The 15,059-nt window shown below is 62.2% G+C and carries 14 protein-coding genes and 4 pseudogenes; 16 read left to right on the top strand and 2 right to left on the bottom strand.

What is annotated here, in order from left to right; genetic code table 11:
• The first annotated feature begins 15 nt into the window (after nucleotides 1–15).
• From OMK73_RS08910 to OMK73_RS08895, 4 genes are all read left to right on the top strand, one after another.
• A complete protein-coding gene (locus OMK73_RS08910; protein WP_267601690.1) occupies nucleotides 16–321 on the top strand; it encodes an H-NS family nucleoid-associated regulatory protein in 306 nt (101 codons plus the stop codon).
• A gap of 110 nt (nucleotides 322–431) precedes the next feature.
• The gene (locus OMK73_RS08905) at nucleotides 432–599 is read left to right on the top strand and encodes a YhfG family protein (protein ID WP_183030998.1); all 168 of its coding nucleotides are present in this window, start codon (nucleotides 432–434) and stop codon (nucleotides 597–599) included.
• A gap of 2 nt (nucleotides 600–601) precedes the next feature.
• Entirely contained in the window at nucleotides 602–775 is a 174-nt protein-coding gene (locus OMK73_RS08900; RefSeq protein WP_267601689.1) for a hypothetical protein, read from the top strand.
• On the top strand, nucleotides 763–1,197 hold the full coding sequence (locus OMK73_RS08895) for a Fic/DOC family protein (RefSeq protein ID WP_324291714.1): 435 nt from the start codon (nucleotides 763–765) through the stop codon (nucleotides 1,195–1,197). The genes OMK73_RS08900 and OMK73_RS08895 overlap by 13 nt, the downstream gene beginning before the upstream one ends.
• A gap of 253 nt (nucleotides 1,198–1,450) precedes the next feature.
• On the opposite strand, the pseudogene OMK73_RS38990 reads toward OMK73_RS08895, so the two are convergent.
• Nucleotides 1,451–1,643 (bottom strand): annotated as a pseudogene (locus OMK73_RS38990) (Tn3 family transposase); the annotation flags it as partial.
• Nucleotides 1,644–1,929: 286 nt separating this feature from the next.
• Between OMK73_RS38990 and OMK73_RS08890 the strand changes: the two are divergent.
• The 6 genes from OMK73_RS08890 (at nucleotide 1,930) to OMK73_RS08865 (ending at nucleotide 7,594) form a co-directional block, all read left to right on the top strand.
• Entirely contained in the window at nucleotides 1,930–4,842 is a 2,913-nt protein-coding gene (locus OMK73_RS08890) for a Tn3 family transposase (RefSeq protein ID WP_267601688.1), read from the top strand.
• Between the two features lie 246 nt (nucleotides 4,843–5,088).
• Entirely contained in the window at nucleotides 5,089–5,532 is a 444-nt protein-coding gene (locus OMK73_RS08885; RefSeq protein ID WP_267601687.1) for a hypothetical protein, read from the top strand.
• A gap of 259 nt (nucleotides 5,533–5,791) precedes the next feature.
• Nucleotides 5,792–6,052: an H-NS family nucleoid-associated regulatory protein gene (locus OMK73_RS08880; RefSeq protein WP_267602072.1), complete on the top strand. Its 261-nt coding sequence runs from the start codon at nucleotides 5,792–5,794 to the stop codon at nucleotides 6,050–6,052.
• Nucleotides 6,053–6,308: 256 nt separating this feature from the next.
• Entirely contained in the window at nucleotides 6,309–6,674 is a 366-nt protein-coding gene (locus tag OMK73_RS08875; RefSeq protein WP_267601686.1) for a type II toxin-antitoxin system RelE/ParE family toxin, read from the top strand.
• Complete coding sequence (locus OMK73_RS08870) at nucleotides 6,667–6,987, top strand: helix-turn-helix domain-containing protein (protein WP_267600531.1); 321 nt, start codon at nucleotides 6,667–6,669, stop codon at nucleotides 6,985–6,987. The genes OMK73_RS08875 and OMK73_RS08870 overlap by 8 nt, the downstream gene beginning before the upstream one ends.
• A 154-nt stretch (nucleotides 6,988–7,141) precedes the next feature.
• Nucleotides 7,142–7,594 carry a hypothetical protein gene (locus OMK73_RS08865; protein WP_267601685.1) on the top strand — a complete coding sequence of 151 codons (453 nt, stop codon included), beginning with the start codon at nucleotides 7,142–7,144 and terminating at the stop codon, nucleotides 7,592–7,594.
• A 17-nt stretch (nucleotides 7,595–7,611) separates the two neighbouring features.
• Here OMK73_RS08865 and OMK73_RS08860 read toward each other — a convergent pair whose 3' ends face one another.
• Entirely contained in the window at nucleotides 7,612–7,950 is a 339-nt protein-coding gene (locus OMK73_RS08860) for a pirin-like C-terminal cupin domain-containing protein (RefSeq protein WP_267602071.1), read from the bottom strand.
• 79 nt (nucleotides 7,951–8,029) lie between these two features.
• Between OMK73_RS08860 and OMK73_RS08855 the strand changes: the two genes are divergently transcribed.
• The 6 genes and pseudogenes from OMK73_RS08855 to OMK73_RS08830 all read left to right on the top strand — a co-directional run bounded on the left by OMK73_RS08855 (nucleotide 8,030) and on the right by OMK73_RS08830 (nucleotide 14,969).
• The gene (locus tag OMK73_RS08855; RefSeq protein WP_267601684.1) at nucleotides 8,030–8,383 is read left to right on the top strand and encodes a transposase; all 354 of its coding nucleotides are present in this window, start codon (nucleotides 8,030–8,032) and stop codon (nucleotides 8,381–8,383) included.
• The gene (locus tag OMK73_RS08850) at nucleotides 8,380–9,144 is read left to right on the top strand and encodes an IS3 family transposase (protein WP_267601683.1); all 765 of its coding nucleotides are present in this window, start codon (nucleotides 8,380–8,382) and stop codon (nucleotides 9,142–9,144) included. Before OMK73_RS08855 ends, OMK73_RS08850 begins: the two co-directional genes overlap by 4 nt.
• A gap of 629 nt (nucleotides 9,145–9,773) precedes the next feature.
• Nucleotides 9,774–10,569: pseudogene (locus OMK73_RS08845) on the top strand (tyrosine-type recombinase/integrase); the annotation flags it as partial.
• Nucleotides 10,570–11,005: 436 nt separating this feature from the next.
• Nucleotides 11,006–11,188: pseudogene (locus tag OMK73_RS08840) on the top strand (site-specific integrase); the annotation flags it as partial.
• Between the two features lie 39 nt (nucleotides 11,189–11,227).
• Nucleotides 11,228–14,553: pseudogene (locus OMK73_RS08835) on the top strand (SNF2-related protein).
• Nucleotides 14,554–14,603: 50 nt separating this feature from the next.
• Nucleotides 14,604–14,969 carry a calcium-binding protein gene (locus OMK73_RS08830; RefSeq protein ID WP_267601682.1) on the top strand — a complete coding sequence of 122 codons (366 nt, stop codon included), beginning with the start codon at nucleotides 14,604–14,606 and terminating at the stop codon, nucleotides 14,967–14,969.
• Nucleotides 14,970–15,059: the final 90 nt, after the last annotated feature.

Genomic DNA, 15,059 nt, shown 5'->3' with positions numbered 1-15,059 from the left:
CCATTCACCTACATCATGTCGATCGAAATCGAGCGCGCGCAAGCGATTACCTGGATCCGCATCCAGATGGCCCAGCACGGACTGACCCTGGCCGACCTGCAGGCCGCCGGCTGCTTTGCCGAGCCGCCGCCGACTCCAACGCCAGGAGCGGTGCGCTACCGCAACGCGCACGGGCAGGGCTGGGACGGCCGCGGCGCCATGCCGGACTGGTTGCAGCGGGCGATCCACGCCGGGCAGACCGTGGAACATTTCCGCGTGCCAGTCGCGGGAGTCACGGGGCGCGCCGTGAAGGGGAGTTCCGATCTGAAATCGAGCGGTTAACGAGCGGTGCAGTATGCGCCACTGCCCAGTGGGTGAGGATTGGTACGCGTTCGTACGCGGTCCGTTATAATGGGAACCGTCATCTGCAAACTGCAAACGAGCTGTTTCCTGTGAAGAAACCCGACCTGCAAGCCAAGCTCGCCTACTGCGCCAAGACGCGCCGTTCCAACTATGCTGCAAGCCTGCGTCTTGAGGGCTACGACGTCACGCCAGCTGAGTCAAAGCGCAAGCTACCTTCGCGTGAAGCTGTGCTGCAAACCTATCGCAAACCAGCCTGACCTTGGACAAGTACGGCACCGGCCAGGATCCGTACTGCTACCCGGAGACGCACATACTGCGTAACCGGCTGGGCATCCAGAACGATGCGCTGCTTGCGCAAGCCGAGCGTGATCTCTCCGAGATTGCCGCTAGCCAGATCGATTTCTCGCTTCCCCTTACGATCTGGCCTACCTGAAGCATATCCACCACACGCTGTTTCTCGATGTCTACGACTGGGCGGGCGATTTTCGCACCATCGACATCTCGAAGGGAAGCACACGCTTTTGCAACGTCAGCCGAATCGAGCCGGAGGCTGACAAGATCTTCCGCGCCATGGCGCGGCGAGCATGGTTCGAGGATTGGGAGCGCCCTCAGCTGGTCTGCGCCATGGCTGAGCATTTCGGTGACCTCAACATGATCCACCCCTTCAGGGAAGGGAACGGGCGCGCCCAGCGCATCCTATTCGAGCACATCATCGTCAATGTCGGCTTCGAAATCAGTTGGTGGGCCGTCGAAGCGTCCGAGTGGATCGACGCCAATGTCGCGGCGGTCGTGTGCGACTACCGCCCGCTGGAAGCGGTGTTCGAAAGGTGCATCGGACAGCGGATTGGCGATTGATTGTGGCATGCCGCCCCCTCGCTGAAGGCGGAGGTGGGTAAGACCGGCGCGCGCCACAGGTTACGTATGAACTGATGCTGCCTGCGCACGCTGTATGGCCTCCTTCGGTTCAGGGATACGGAGGAGGTCGACCGGAATTGGTGCGATGGTCACAAGGTTTGTAGGCGCCACCGGTTAACAGCATTCTCGATAGCAATCAGTCGGCCCGTCTTGAGGGCTGGCCGGGATTCATAAAAAATCCGCCACATCTCGTCTAAGTTGCTGATTTAAATAGAAAATCGATTCTTGGATCGAGGGCCGGAGTCCGCCGCTGCAGATCCAGCAGGTAGTCCCCAAGCCGGTTGATGTGCTCGCACCGGTAAGGCGATAGAGCCTTGACCACCTCGGCGACGACGGGAAAGTCCGTGCTGCTGCAACTCCATCAGCTTGCGCGACATCCACTGCACCCGAATGCTGTAACCCGGCTCGCGCTGTGTTGCGAAGTGAACAGTATCGAGAACACGCTAGAGGATCCCTTAAAGTCTCGCTGCCAAACCTCATGCCCATCGTTCGACGGAAGCGCGGGGGAAAATGTCCCTTTGCGGGGTAGCTTTGATTTCGGTGCAATGTGCGACGGTTCGCAAGCCCAGCAGCGACGCGGGGGCTCATGCCTAAGTTATTGATTTTTTGAGGTTTGCTGTTCGCTTCTGCTTGGCGTACCTTGTTTGGCCCTAGGCACGGGAGGCGCACGAGATGCAAGGCTGGCAGAGCACCTTTTTGGGCGCGCGCGAGGTGCCGCGTGAACTCAGCAGTTTCGAATTGCAGACGTTCTTCACATACAGCCACGCCGAGCACGAACTGATCGGGCGACGGCGCGGCCCAACGATGAAGCTGGGCCTGGCGCTGCACATTGGCTTTTTGCGCATGAGCGGCTGCCTATTGGATGCGTTCAGTATCCTGCCACCAGTCCTGCTTCGCCACCTCGGCACGGAACTCGGCATCAATACGCCGGATCTAGCGTCCTTGCGGGCGCTCTACGCGCGTGGGCGAACGCTCTCCGACCATCAACTGCTGGCCTGCCAGACGCTCGGGTTTCGTTGGATAACGGTACATCAACGTCGAGCCCTTGTGCGGGCGCTGCGTGATGAAGTGCTGCATTGCGCCGATCGGGACCGACTGCTGTCATATGCGCACCAGTGGCTGTATCAGCATCGACTGATCATCGTGCATGAGCGCGCCATCCGAAGCCTTGTCGCAGCGGCATTGACCGAGCTTGAGTCCGGTGCCTGCGCCTCGATCCATTCGGCGGTACCTCCCGCGACATGGCGAAGATGGCTAGCCGCAATGGAACAAGCACGACCGGATGGTCAGCACGTCCAGAACTGGCTGTGGGCGGTCCCGGCGAAGCACTCGACGCGACAGTTCGCCGAAGTGCTCGAACGTATCGAGTGGCTAGTCGAGATTGGCGTCGACCGCCATCGTTTCGGTCTCAACGATGTTTTGGTGCGCCGTTTTGCACGTCGCTTGGCGGCGCGGTCCCCATCGCTCAGCGCACGAATTAAGGAGCCGGCACGCACCGTCGAGCTGGGCTGCTTCCTGCGATATTGCCTGCTCACTGCCACTGACCAGCTGATCCTCATGTTTCAGCGCCGGGTGGCAGATCTATGGCGGCAGAGCGCGGAGGGTGTGAAGGCTCCCATCGACTGGGCCGCACAATACCGGCAACTGCTCGACGAGCTGGCCAGCTTGAGTAGCGATGGGAGTATTCCGGATGCCGAGCTGCGCCCGCATCTGGCCCAATTGGTGGCCGACAAGCGCACTCAGCGCACACCGAGCCGGTCGTCTGCGATCAGGCTGCGGCTGATCGACGCCATCAGGCCCGTACGCGCGTTACTGGTCGCCGTCGCCAAGCTGCCCTGGCAAGCCACCGGCGAACACCCGGTAATTGACGCTCTGGGCAAGCTGCGCCACCTGTATGCGAAGGCCGTTCGAAGCTTACCCGATGACGTGACCGCCCCTTGCCTAGGGCCAGCCTGGCTCGATGCGATCAGCGGTGCCGATCGCGAGCGCGCCTTCCGGGCACTTGAAGTCGCCACCCTGTTTGCCTTGCGCCGCGCCGTTCGCAACGGCTCAGTCTGGATCGAGCATTCATTGAGCTTCCGAGGTCGCGAGCGCTTGTTCCTGCCAGCCGAGCGTTGGCAGGCTGAAGCTCGGCGCCACTATACGCGGCTGTCGCTGCCAGCCCAAGCTGCCGACTTTCTCGGGCCGTTGCTTGAGCGCGTGCGCACAGGCATTGCCGCGGTCGCGGTAGCGACGCGCGCCGGCACGCTACGCGTCGATGACGAGTTGCACCTGGCACCGCTAGCGGCACAGGAAGAGGATCCCGAGGTCTCAAGGCTGCGGACCCGCCTTGACCACCACATCGGCGATGTTCAGTTGCCGGAAGTCATCTTGGCAGTGGACGCCCAGACGCGCTTCAGCTGGATCATGCTCGGCCGCGAGCCCCGGTCTGCGCAGGAACTGTTGATGGTCTACGCTGGCATCCTCGCGCATGGCACGAGTCTGACGGCGGCCGAGTGTGCCAGGATGATTCCACAATTGTCAGCCACGAGCATCCGCCACGCCATGCGCTGGGCGGGAGATGAGAGGCGGCTGGTTCAGGCCTGTAAGGCAGTTCTGGAGTTCATGCACCGCCATCCGATCGCGGCGAGTTGGGGCCGGTCGGATCTCGCCTCCTCGGACATGATGAGCCTGGAGACAAGCCAGCGCGTCTGGCAGGCACGGCAAGACCCACGTCGCCACACCGCCTCGGTAGGTATCTACACTCACGTCCGAGATCGGTGGGGGATCTTTCACGCCCAGCCGATTGTGCTCAACGAAAGGCAGGCCGGCGCGGCGATCGAGGGCGTTGTGCGGCAGGAGCGAATCGAGACCACACAATTGGCGGTCGACACTCATGGCTATACCGACTTCGCAATGGCGCTGGCCAGGCTTCTTGGGTTCGACCTGTGTCCCCGACTGCGAGAACTCAAGCAGCGTCGTCTCTTCGTACCTCGCGGCGTTGCTGTTCCCGATGAGATCGCATCCGTGTGTCTCGCCAATGTGGATTTGGCTGCGATCGAGGCGCAGTGGGACCCTTTGGTGCACCTGACAGCCTCCGTGATGTCGGGACACGCCAGCGCTGTGGCAGCCCTAGCGCGATTCGGCTCGGCCGCACGGGGCGACCCTATCTATGACGCCGGCGTGCAGTTAGGCAAGCTGCTGCGCACCGCGTTCCTTGCCGACTACTTCGTCAATGCCGGGTTCCGGCGTGAGCTGTTACGCGTGCTTAATCGCGGCGAGGCGGTCAACTCGCTAAAGCGGGCGATCTATACAGGCCGAGTCGCCCCCACGCAGGCTAGGCGCGCCGACGAGATGCACGCCGTCGCCGACGCGCTAAGCTTGCTGGCTAACATCGTGATGGCGTGGAATACCGGTCAGATGCAGACAGTGCTCGATCGGCAAGTGAAACGACGGCAGCCCGTGGCACCCGAGTCGTTCGGGCGAATCGCCCCAACACGGCTAGAGGGCATCAATCTCCGGGGCGTCTTCCGCTTCCCAGTTGAGCGCTACGTCGGACAACTACTGCCGTCACAAACTGCACCCAAAACAAGCGCTGCGGGCTGAAATCGAACTCGCAATGACGCCGTTTGCGGTTGATCGATGGCCAAACAAAAATCCTCTATTAATCAATAGCTTACGAGGACACGTCCGCGCTGATGCTGGGCTTGCGAACCGTCGCAAATTGCACCGAAATCAAAGCTACCCCTACAGGGAGAACTGGAGGCCGAACGCCAGGCCCACGCGGCCGCGCAGGCGCGTCATGAGGCAGGAACCCGCCAGGTCGAGGCGCTCGAGCGGCAACTGGTTGAGTTGCGTACCCAATTCTCGACGGAGCTGGAACGCACCCGCGAGCAGGTCGCGGTGACGCAGGAACGCGCTGAGGCCACCGAGCGCCGCGCGCTGCGCGAGATCGACCAGGAGCGCACGCTGCGCCAGAAGGCCGAGCAGGCGGTCGCGGACCTGCGCACCGAACTGGCGGCCGTGCAGGCACGGGCGCAAGACGCCGCCGTGGCCGGCGCCGAGGCGCGGGCGCGGTTGCAGGCAGAGCGCGACACGCTCAGCCGGCGACTGGCGGAGGCAGAGCAGGCGCTCGGACGAGGGCAGGCGGCCCAAGACGAGCTGCGGGCGCAACTGGAAACGGCAGTACGGCGCGCCGAGCGGGCCGATGCGGAAGCCACCGCCACGCGCCGCCTGGTAGGTGCCAAGCGCCGGGCGCCGGCGACGCGGACGAAGTTCAAGCCGGGGCCCGCTTGACGGTGCGTCCGAGGACGAGGATTTGTCCACCGCGAGATGGGATAAGCCTGTGGACAAACCGCGCGAGGATCAGATGCCCGGCGGGCCCCTCGGGCCTGATGCATTTTTGAGCAGGGGTGGGCACGTGATTCCCAATCCCCATGCGGGCGGGTGGCTTTACACCAGCGAGCCGCCGGCACAATGTGGAGGCCCAACGGTCTTCGAGACGACAATGCAGGATCCTGCTCCGCAGCTACCTCAAATCTGTGCACCTAAAATGATGTCGATCGAAATCGAGCGCGCCGAAGCGATTACCTGGATCCGCATCCAGATGGCCCAGCACGGCCTGACGCTGGCCCACCTGCAGGCCGCCGGCTGTTTTGCCGAGCCGCCACCGGCGACGTTGCCTGGGGCGGTGCGCTATCGCAACGCGCACGGGCAGGGCTGGGACGGCCGCGGCGCCATGCCGGACTGGCTGCAGCGCGCGATCCATGCCGGGCAGACGGTGGAACATTTTCGAATCGGCAACGGGACGTCTTGAGGCGCGTCGCAGCCAGGATATCTGATAGCTATCGATTTGGTACCCGTCTGGTACCATTTTTGGTGTAGTCCTTAAAACATATATCGAAAGCAGCTGCCGATGCTGTTGACGCACGCGGCGCGCTGAGCACACGCAGCGCCAGAAGGCCGAGCCGACGCTCGCGGACCCGCGCCGCCTATGCCTCGCAAGCGTGCAACGTAGTTGAATAGCATGACACATAGTGCTATGATTCATCATCCAATAACAGCAACGGCCTATGAGGGCACTCGCGCAGCGGGTTTTCAAAACCAAATGGTTCACCAAGGCGGCAAAGGATGTCGGGATTACGGACAAAGAGTTGTGCAAAGCGGCGCAGCAACTCATCGAAGGTCAGGCCGATGATCTAGGTGGCAACGTTTGGAAGAAGCGGCTCAGTAAGAACACGCAGCGCTCAATCGTCATCAATAAAATCGGGGAATTCTGGGTGTTTGTCTTCCTGTTCGCGAAGTCGGATATGGAAAACATTGATGAGCGAGAGCTGAAAGACTTCAAGAAACTTGCCAAGGACTACGGCAAGTTAACTATGGCTGAAGTCGACGAGTTTGTTGAAGCAAAGAAGTTTGTGGAGATTTGCAATGCCTAAGACACGGTTTAAGAGCGCAGCGTCTGAAGCAATCCATAGCGCGGCGTCGGACCTCTACGACATGAAGGTCATCAGCAAGAAGACCATGCGTGAGTACGACGACCTGTGCATCGAAAAGGCTCCCGAATTCGATGCCAAGGCTATCGCACGCATTCGCAAAGACGTGAAGGTTAGCCAAGCGGTGTTTGCACACTATCTGAACACTAGTGCGTCGACGGTCCAGCAATGGGAGCGTGGCGATAAGAAGCCCAGCGGCATTGCAGCTCGACTGCTGCAAGTAGTTCAGAAGCACGGATTGTCAGTCATAGCCTGAGTGAGGGTCGGCCCCTGGCGGGGCCACTTATGGCCATCACCAGGGCCGCCCAATGTCCTTCCCGACAAGCCGTGATACGCTCCCATCCTCTGTGAGCCGCCGCCCCGGACCGCGGGCAGCCGTCAAGTCGCCTGACTCCGTGAACGAGGCCCCAATGGGAAAAGCCAGCCGCCGCAAGAAAACTCTGCAATCCGTCGCATCAACACAGCCTGCATCGCTCAGCAACCTCCCGTTCGCTCCCGGATACAACCCGTATGGCAAGATTTCGGCAGCCTTGATTAACCTTATTGATCCGTATGCCAGCGATGATCTGCCGCTCGATAGGACGCGCAAGCTGGTCGGCATGGGCGTAATCGCCTGGAACATTGCCTCGACGAGCAACACGCCGGACGAAGCAGAGGCCGAACTTGACCGATTCATCTGCAATACCCCAGTGCTCGGTGCATCGGACGGCTCCGCTGCACAGGATTTCCGGGAGGCCACCCTGGCTCTCATCCGGCGCAAGCACATTCTGTTTCCCCAGGATAAGCGGGTCGTAACCTCATATGAAGTCAGTCGTGAGCGCTCCGGACTCCATCTGCGTGTAGCGGCAGTGCAGCACGGTTAGGCTATATGCTAGTGAGGTTACCCCGCTTCGTTGGACAGTCTGGTTACCTCCCCGAAGCGCCGCGCCCTGCTGTTCCAGTCAAGCGTTGCGGCCTCGATTTCCGCCAGACTCCGCGCGACGAAGTTCCACCACAGCAGGATCTCCTCTTCGAACGGTTTGCCTCCGATGAGGAATAACTGAGTCGGACCCACGAGGCAACTCACCTCACGGCTTGACCGCGCGCTGCCGAGATAGAGCACGGTGTCGGGCCCGATCCGTTCGCCCTCAATCTCCGCTTCGCCGCGCAGCACCATTACCGCATGCTCAAAGGAGGGATCGAGCGGCCCCGGTGTTGCTTTCCGCCCCTGCGCCCACAGTCATTGTAGGACTCCGGCACTGCTGCGGCCCCATATCAAGACTGCCGGATAACCTGCCTATTGGAGTTGACCCGCTTTTTTGGACACCGCCTATCTTGAACCGAAGGAGGTGCCCATCATGCACAAGCATCGAATGCCGTATGCCGCGGCCTTCCGGCAACAGATGATTGACCTCGTCCATGCCGGCCGTACGCCGGAAGACCTGGCCAAGGAATTTGAACCCACCGCGCAGACCATTTACAACTGGGTCGCGCAAGCAGATCGCGATACCGGCAAGCGTCACGATGGCCTCACCACGGCCGAGCGCGAGGAACTGACGCGGTTGCGCCGCAAGGTCAAGCAGCTCGAGGTGGAGAAAGAGATACTGGCAAAAGCCGCGGCCTGGTTTGCCCGGGAGACCGGAACAGTACCCGACAAGGGTTCGCATTCATGAAGGCGAATCAGGCCACTTGGCCCTTGGCCACCATGGCACGGCTGCTCAAGGTCTCGCGCAGCGGGTTCCATGCGTGGTGTCATCACGTGCCCTCGGCCCATGCACAACAGGATGCCGCACTGCTTACCCGCATCCGGGCCATTTACCTGCGATCGCACGGCACCTATGGCATGCCGCGCATTCACGCGGTCCTAGCCCGCGAAGGCATCCACGTCGCGCGCAAGCGCGTGGCCCGACTGATGCGCGAAGCGGGCCTGCGCGGCGTGAGCCGACGCCGCTGGGTCACCACCACCCGTCGTGCCGCCTGGGCCCGCCCGGCGCCGGATCTGGTGCAGCGTCACTTCCAGGCTGAGGCGCCAGATCGGCTGTGGGTCGCTGATGCCACCTACATTCCGACCGCTGTGGGCTTCTTCTACCTGGCTGTGGTGCTCGACGTGTACAGCCGCCGCATCGTCGGGTGGGCTATGGACAGCCACTTGCGTACCGCCCTGATGCTGCAGGCGTTGGACATGGCCCTCGCGCAGCGTCGGCCCGATGGCGTCATCCATCATTCGGATCAGGGGTGTCAGTACACTTCGATCGCGTTCGGGCTGCGCTGCCGCGAGGCCGGTGTACGTCCCTCGATGGGCTCAGTCGGTGACGCGTACGACAATGCCATGTGTGAATCCCACGGGCGGGCGGCGGGGCGCCTGTGTCGCCCACGACGCCGCCCGGCGGTGGGCAACTCGCTGGCGATGGCGTCGGATTGTGCGCAGCGGTGAATCTGTTCAAATTCGTGTGGCGAACCTTACATTTGAACTTTATGTCGATAGTTGGGTTCCTTTTGATGGCGTCGTGCGAGTTGTCCGAATCAGGACAGAAGTTGAGGCCCGACGAGACTGGCTGCGCGCGAAGCGGATTTCGGTCGGTGTCGGCGTGAACGCAGCCTCCAGTTCGGCGGCGGTAAGCTCAGCCGGCAGCGCGGGATAGGCGGTATCGTGGATCGGCTGCATCCTTAGCGCCGCACCAATTCCAGATTGATGCGCCGCGTGTACCGGACCTCGTCATCGTTGCAGATTGTCCTGCCGCCATTTGGGGAAGCCAAGGTCTACTCCCAGTCTTCAGAAACTGCTCCTCCCCTCGAGGCCGATATCGGGCGCCCTCGAACAGCGTGCGTGCCAGGGAAAGGAATTTGCCCGCCTTTGATGACAGGTGACGGGCTAGGCACTCACGCCTTCTGCCTTCTGCCTCTCTCTGCGGAAATGTGCCGCTCTAGGCACCATCCGATGCAAATTGAGTTCTTCGCTGGGGGCAGGCGCTGCCATCCGGGTGCTGGAAAAGCTGGATTCCCTTGATAAATCAATGAGTTGCCAGGGATGTGGCGGATTTTTGCGAATCCCGGCCGACCCTCGAGGTGGTGCGGCTGCTCGTCTGGGCGACGCGCACGCTGGGCAAGCCGCTGTCGAGCCTCACGCGCGAAGATTTCCTGATTTACGAGCAATTTCTTGCCGCACCGTCCGCAGACTGGGCCGATCCCGTCCTGCCACGGCGCGGGGGCACGCGGCGGCTGTTCGACGGGCCGCTCTCCGAGCGCAGCCGGCGCCAGGCCCTCGGTATCCTTTGCGGGCTGCTCAATTACCTGGTGGCCGCCGGGTGCCGGCAATCCGCTTGCGCTGCGGCGCTCGCCCTCGGCAACGCCGGCACGGATCCGCCGCATTGAACGTTACCTCGATCACGCGCTTTGGCAGGTTGTGCTGGAATCGATGGAGGCCTGGCCGCAGGCATCTGCCCGCGAGCGCCAGCACTACGAACGCAGCCGATGGCTGATCCGGCTGCTGTACCACACCGCATTGCGGGCAAGCGAAGCCGCCAACGCACAGGCGGCGGACTTCTTCCAGCGTCGCGGCCGCTGGTGGCTGCACGTCATCGGCAAGGGTGGCGCCGAGGGCGAGGTGCCAGTCTCCGACACCCTCATGGCCGACTTCGCGCGCTACCGCGCATTCCATGATCTGGCACCCATGCCCTTGCCGGCCGAAAGCACGCCGGCCGTCATGAGCATCGCCGGCGACGCCAAGGGGCACCTGACGCCGACGGCGATCTACCTGATTGCCAAGGAAGTGTTCCGCCGGGCGGCCGACACACTCGAGCCAACCGATCCGATCGGCGCGGCCACACTGCGCCGGGCCTCGACGCACTGGTTGCGGCACTATGTGTCCTTCCTGACTATGTCTTGCAATCCTCCAATAGCCCGCATTTTGCGGGGCGAATGCTGGAATGGGAAAGAGATAGTCTTTATTCCTACAGCAGCCTCTTGGCTTCGTGGAAGGAGTGCGTCATTAGTTTCGTCATTCATAAGCGGGCGTTCTCTCACGACCGAGTGAAAGTCCGTTCGCGCCCTTGACGGAACACTTTAGAAGAATGCGCAGGCCCTTGAGAAGGCATCCGACCACACCGCAAATCAGGACGCTACTAGCTGGCAGACCAACTCCGCGGCTTTGTCAGAAGAGAAACCTATGTCGTGCGACTGGCTGGGTAGTCGGGCGTGGCGACGCATTCTTCAGGCACTGGTCCGTGTTACCCGACATAGTCCGGAAGGGCACATAGTGTCGCCTATGTACCCAACGACATAGGCGCCACTCGGCGGCTTCGCATCAGGCTGACGCCGGCACCGATATCCGCTTTATCCAGAAGAACCTTCGCCACGCCTCGATCGAGACGACCGGGATCTACTTGCACGCCGAAGATGACCGCCGGCATGCCCAGACCACTCAGGCGGGGTCAGAACCGGAAGCCGCTGCCGTACCGGCCGGGAGCCTCCCCGCGTAGAATGCTCCCCGCGTTGTCAACTTCTGAATCCCTCAGCCGATGTCTGTCTCCTACGATCCCCGCCAAATCGCGGAATGGCTGGACCCCCACACGGTGTCCAAGGCTCGCTCCTATGCGAGCGCTGTCTCGGAGTTGCGCTGGATCAACGAGGATACCTTGGCGGGACTGGTGCAAGGCACCCATACGCGTCCGTATGACGTGCGTGCGTATTTCCACGACATCGACGAAGACATGTGGGTGGAGGGGAATGCACGTGTCCGGTCGGCGTTGACTGCAAGCACGTGGCAGCGCTGCTGATCGCCGGCCTTGCCCACCAGCCGAAGCCATCGGCCGCCGGCGTGCGCGCGGAACTGGTGACCTGGCTGGAAAATTTTCGCGCTCGACGCACGGCAGCCAATCCCGCTTCCAAGAAAAAGCCAGCCAAGGCCACGCATGCACTAGCCTATGTGATCGGGCAATCGTATCGCGGCTGCGAGATTTCCCTCTACAAAGCCCGCGTGGGGGCGGACGGTATGATTCGCTCGGTCGACGATCGGTGGCAAAACGTCGAGAAAGCGCTGGTCGAACCGCCGAAATTTGTTTCCGAGGAGGATCTGTCTATCCTGCGCGGATTGTGGCTGGGCCGCTCGCATGCCGCCTATACAGGTGGTTTTGCTCTGCAGGGCACAACCGGCGCTGCCATCCTGGAAAAGCTCATCGCCACCGGGCGTGCCTTTACTTCCTTTGCTCCCGCAGGCGCCCACTACCCCGGATCACACTGCCCGGTGCACTGCGGATCAGAGCGCGGCGCAAAGATGACCTGGCAAGCGCAGCCCGACACGCGCGTGCGGCCAGTCTTGCAGGCCGAGCCACCCGCCACCCTGTTGCTGACGACAACCCAGCCCTGCTGGTATGTGGACGCGCATTCTGGCGAAGCTGGCATACTCGCCATGCCGTGGCCAGCGGAACAGGTCACGGATTTCCTGTCGTTGCCGGCCATCACGCTGGACGAGGCGGCGCTCGTTGGCAATGTGTTGCGTGAAGTCGCCCCCGACCTGCCCATGCCGCCCGTGCCCGACGCGTCGTCCGTGCAGGTGATCGACACCGTACCGACGCCCGTACTGACTCTTGACACCTTGCCGACCTGGTCAGTGTCGCCACTGGATTTTGCGACGGTCAGCTTTGATTACGCAGGCCACAGCCTCCCGGCGCACAGCAGCACCACCCTCGTTCGCACTGCTGGCAGCGAGGTCATCCAGATCAAAAGAGACGCCAATCTCGAGCGGAAACGTCTGACCGAGTTGCAAAAGGCCGGATTCAGAAAAATTCCGGCCAACCGTGCATTTGGTTACAAACCGTTTCCAGATGGCATCCTCGGCCCCGAAGATGTCGACGACTGGCCGGATCTCGTGAAGCTGGTGCTACCCGCACTACAGGCAAGCGGCTGGCGCGTCGTCATGAGCGACGAATTTCGGCACAACGTAATCGAGATCGATGCGATTGACGGCAGCCTGCGTCAGACCGGCGACGGCTGGTTTGACGTCGAGATGGGCATTACCGTCAATGGTCGCACGGTGCGCCTGGAGCCGCTGCTAGCAGACCTCTTTCGTCGCGATGAGCGCTGGCTGTCGGGCAGGCTCGATACCATCGCGGACGACGAAGCGATCGACCTGAAAACCGACCGCAACGAGCGGCTTCGCCTGCGTGCCGACCGGCTCAAGCCGGTCGTGCGCGTGCTGATCGACCTGTTCGACTCGCTCGGCTCCGGCATGCGCATTTCCGCGTGGGATGCGGCACGACTCCATGCCCTGGATCAGACCGGGCGCTGGCAATTTCACGGCGATGCGTCGATTCGGCAACTCGCGCAACGCCTGATGGCGGGTCCTGGGGTGACAGATGTGCCGGTGCCGCGTGGGCTGAAGGCCGAACTGCGTGCTTACCAGCGCCAGGGGCTTGCCTGGATGCAGTTCCTGCGCGAACACGAGCTGTCCGGCGTGCTCGCCGACGATATGGGCCTTGGCAAGACCATTCAGACACTTGCGCACATCCTCACTGAAAAGGAACGTGGCAGGCTGGACCGGCCTGCGCTGATCGTCGTGCCAACGACCCTCATGCACAACTGGTGTGAGGAAGCGCAGCGCTTCACGCCGAAGCTGCGCGTCCTGGATCTGCACGGGCCCCAACGCCACGAGCGCTTTGACCAGATCGGCGAGCACGATCTCATTCTGACCACCTACGCCTTGCTGTGGCGCGACGAGGAAGTTCTTGCCAAGCACGACTTTCACCTGCTGATCCTGGACGAGGCGCAGTATGTCAAGAACGCCGCCACCAAATCCGCAGCAACCATCCGCGAACTGCGTGCAAGACACCGCCTTTGCCTGACGGGCACGCCGCTCGAGAACCATCTCGGCGAACTGTGGGCCCAGTTTGACTTCCTGCTGCCTGGCTTCCTCGGTACCCGCCAGGACTTCACCCGCCGCTGGCGCACGCCCATCGAGAAAGGCGGCGATGCTGTTCGACGTGAACTGCTCGCGCGACGCATCCGACCGTTCATGCTGCGCCGGCGCAAGGATGAGGTCGCCGCCGAGTTGCCCGCGAAGACGATGATTGTGCGCACGGTCGAGCTCGAAGGCGCGCAGCGTGACCTGTACGAGACGGTGCGCGCCGCCATGCAGGAAAAGGTCCGTGCGGCCGTCGCAGCAAAAGGCCTCGCGCGCAGCCACATCATCGTGCTGGAGGCGTTGCTCAAGCTGCGCCAGGTCTGCTGCGATCCGCGGCTCGTCAAGATCAGACAGGCGGCCCGGATCAAGGAATCGGCCAAGCTTGATCTACTGCTCGACATGCTGCCCGAACTAATCGAGGAAGGTCGCCGCATCCTGCTGTTCTCGCAGTTCACCAGCATGCTTGACCTCATTGCGGCGGCCCTGGAAAAAGCTGGAATTCCGTACGTCATGCTGACCGGGGATACCACCGACCGCGTCACACCGGTCAAGCGCTTCAAGCAAGGTGAGGTGCCGCTTTTCCTGATCAGCTTGAAGGCCGGCGGCGTTGGCCTGAACCTGACGGCGGCCGACACCGTCATTCACTACGATCCCTGGTGGAATCCCGCCGTAGAAAATCAGGCCACCGACCGCGCGCACCGTCTCGGGCAGGACAAGCCTGTGTTTGTCTACAAGCTGATCACCGCCGGCAGTGTCGAGGAGAAAATCGTCGCGATGCAGGAGCAGAAGGCGGCGCTTGCCAACGCGATCCTGTCGGAAGATGCCGCCGGCGCCGTCAAGTTCTCCGCTGACGACATCGAGGCGCTTTTCGAGCCGATCCCGGCCGCACCACCTGTTGTCGCACCGGCGACGAAGCCCCGATCCCGCACCAGGACGGGAACATAAAAATGGCCTTGCCGCGACGCATTGTCGAGGTCTGACCAGCACGAACCCCAATGGCAAAACCGGGCGACAATCAACACGAACAGCGCATCTCGATGGAGATCGTGGTCGACGCGTACACCGAAGAAGAATGCGCGATGGCGTGGTACTGCCATCTCGAGGACAGTCTGAGCTTTCCATTCGAAGCGCGGGTACGTCAGGCGATGGCAGCCTCCCCGCTGCGCTCAGGTGACAGAGTCTCCGTCCTCAGACTCGCGCATGATCAGTTGTGCCGCGTTGCCATCTTCGTACATGCACTTTACAACCAGCGTGAACTCGTCGTGCCCCTTGCCCAGCTTGTTCCCGTCCGCGCCGACCAGAGCACGCGCCTTGCCGTCTCTGACTGGCACTACTGGCACGACCAAGGTTACAGCTTCTGACCTCCCGCACGATCTGACATCCCCCGGGCGCAGGTTGCAGGGCCCACTCGGGGCCGCTACCAGGTCAAGTCGCACTCCGCGAGCCCTTGC

This window comes from Cupriavidus sp. D39 (assembly GCF_026627925.1).
In the GTDB taxonomy this organism is placed as follows: domain Bacteria; phylum Pseudomonadota; class Gammaproteobacteria; order Burkholderiales; family Burkholderiaceae; genus Cupriavidus; species Cupriavidus ulmosensis.
This window is presented reverse-complemented; position numbering and strand designations above follow the sequence as displayed.

Coding starts and splice junctions, on each gene's coding strand:
- OMK73_RS08870 (WP_267600531.1), top strand. CDS start 6,667: ATGCCTAAGACACGGTTTAAGAGCGCAGCGTCTGAAGCAATCCATAGC.
- OMK73_RS08830 (WP_267601682.1), top strand. CDS start 14,604: ATGGCAAAACCGGGCGACAATCAACACGAACAGCGCATCTCGATGGAG.
- OMK73_RS08890 (WP_267601688.1), top strand. CDS start 1,930: ATGCAAGGCTGGCAGAGCACCTTTTTGGGCGCGCGCGAGGTGCCGCGT.
- OMK73_RS08910 (WP_267601690.1), top strand. CDS start 16: ATGTCGATCGAAATCGAGCGCGCGCAAGCGATTACCTGGATCCGCATC.
- OMK73_RS08880 (WP_267602072.1), top strand. CDS start 5,792: ATGTCGATCGAAATCGAGCGCGCCGAAGCGATTACCTGGATCCGCATC.
- OMK73_RS08875 (WP_267601686.1), top strand. CDS start 6,309: ATGAGGGCACTCGCGCAGCGGGTTTTCAAAACCAAATGGTTCACCAAG.
- OMK73_RS08850 (WP_267601683.1), top strand. CDS start 8,380: ATGAAGGCGAATCAGGCCACTTGGCCCTTGGCCACCATGGCACGGCTG.
- OMK73_RS08865 (WP_267601685.1), top strand. CDS start 7,142: ATGGGAAAAGCCAGCCGCCGCAAGAAAACTCTGCAATCCGTCGCATCA.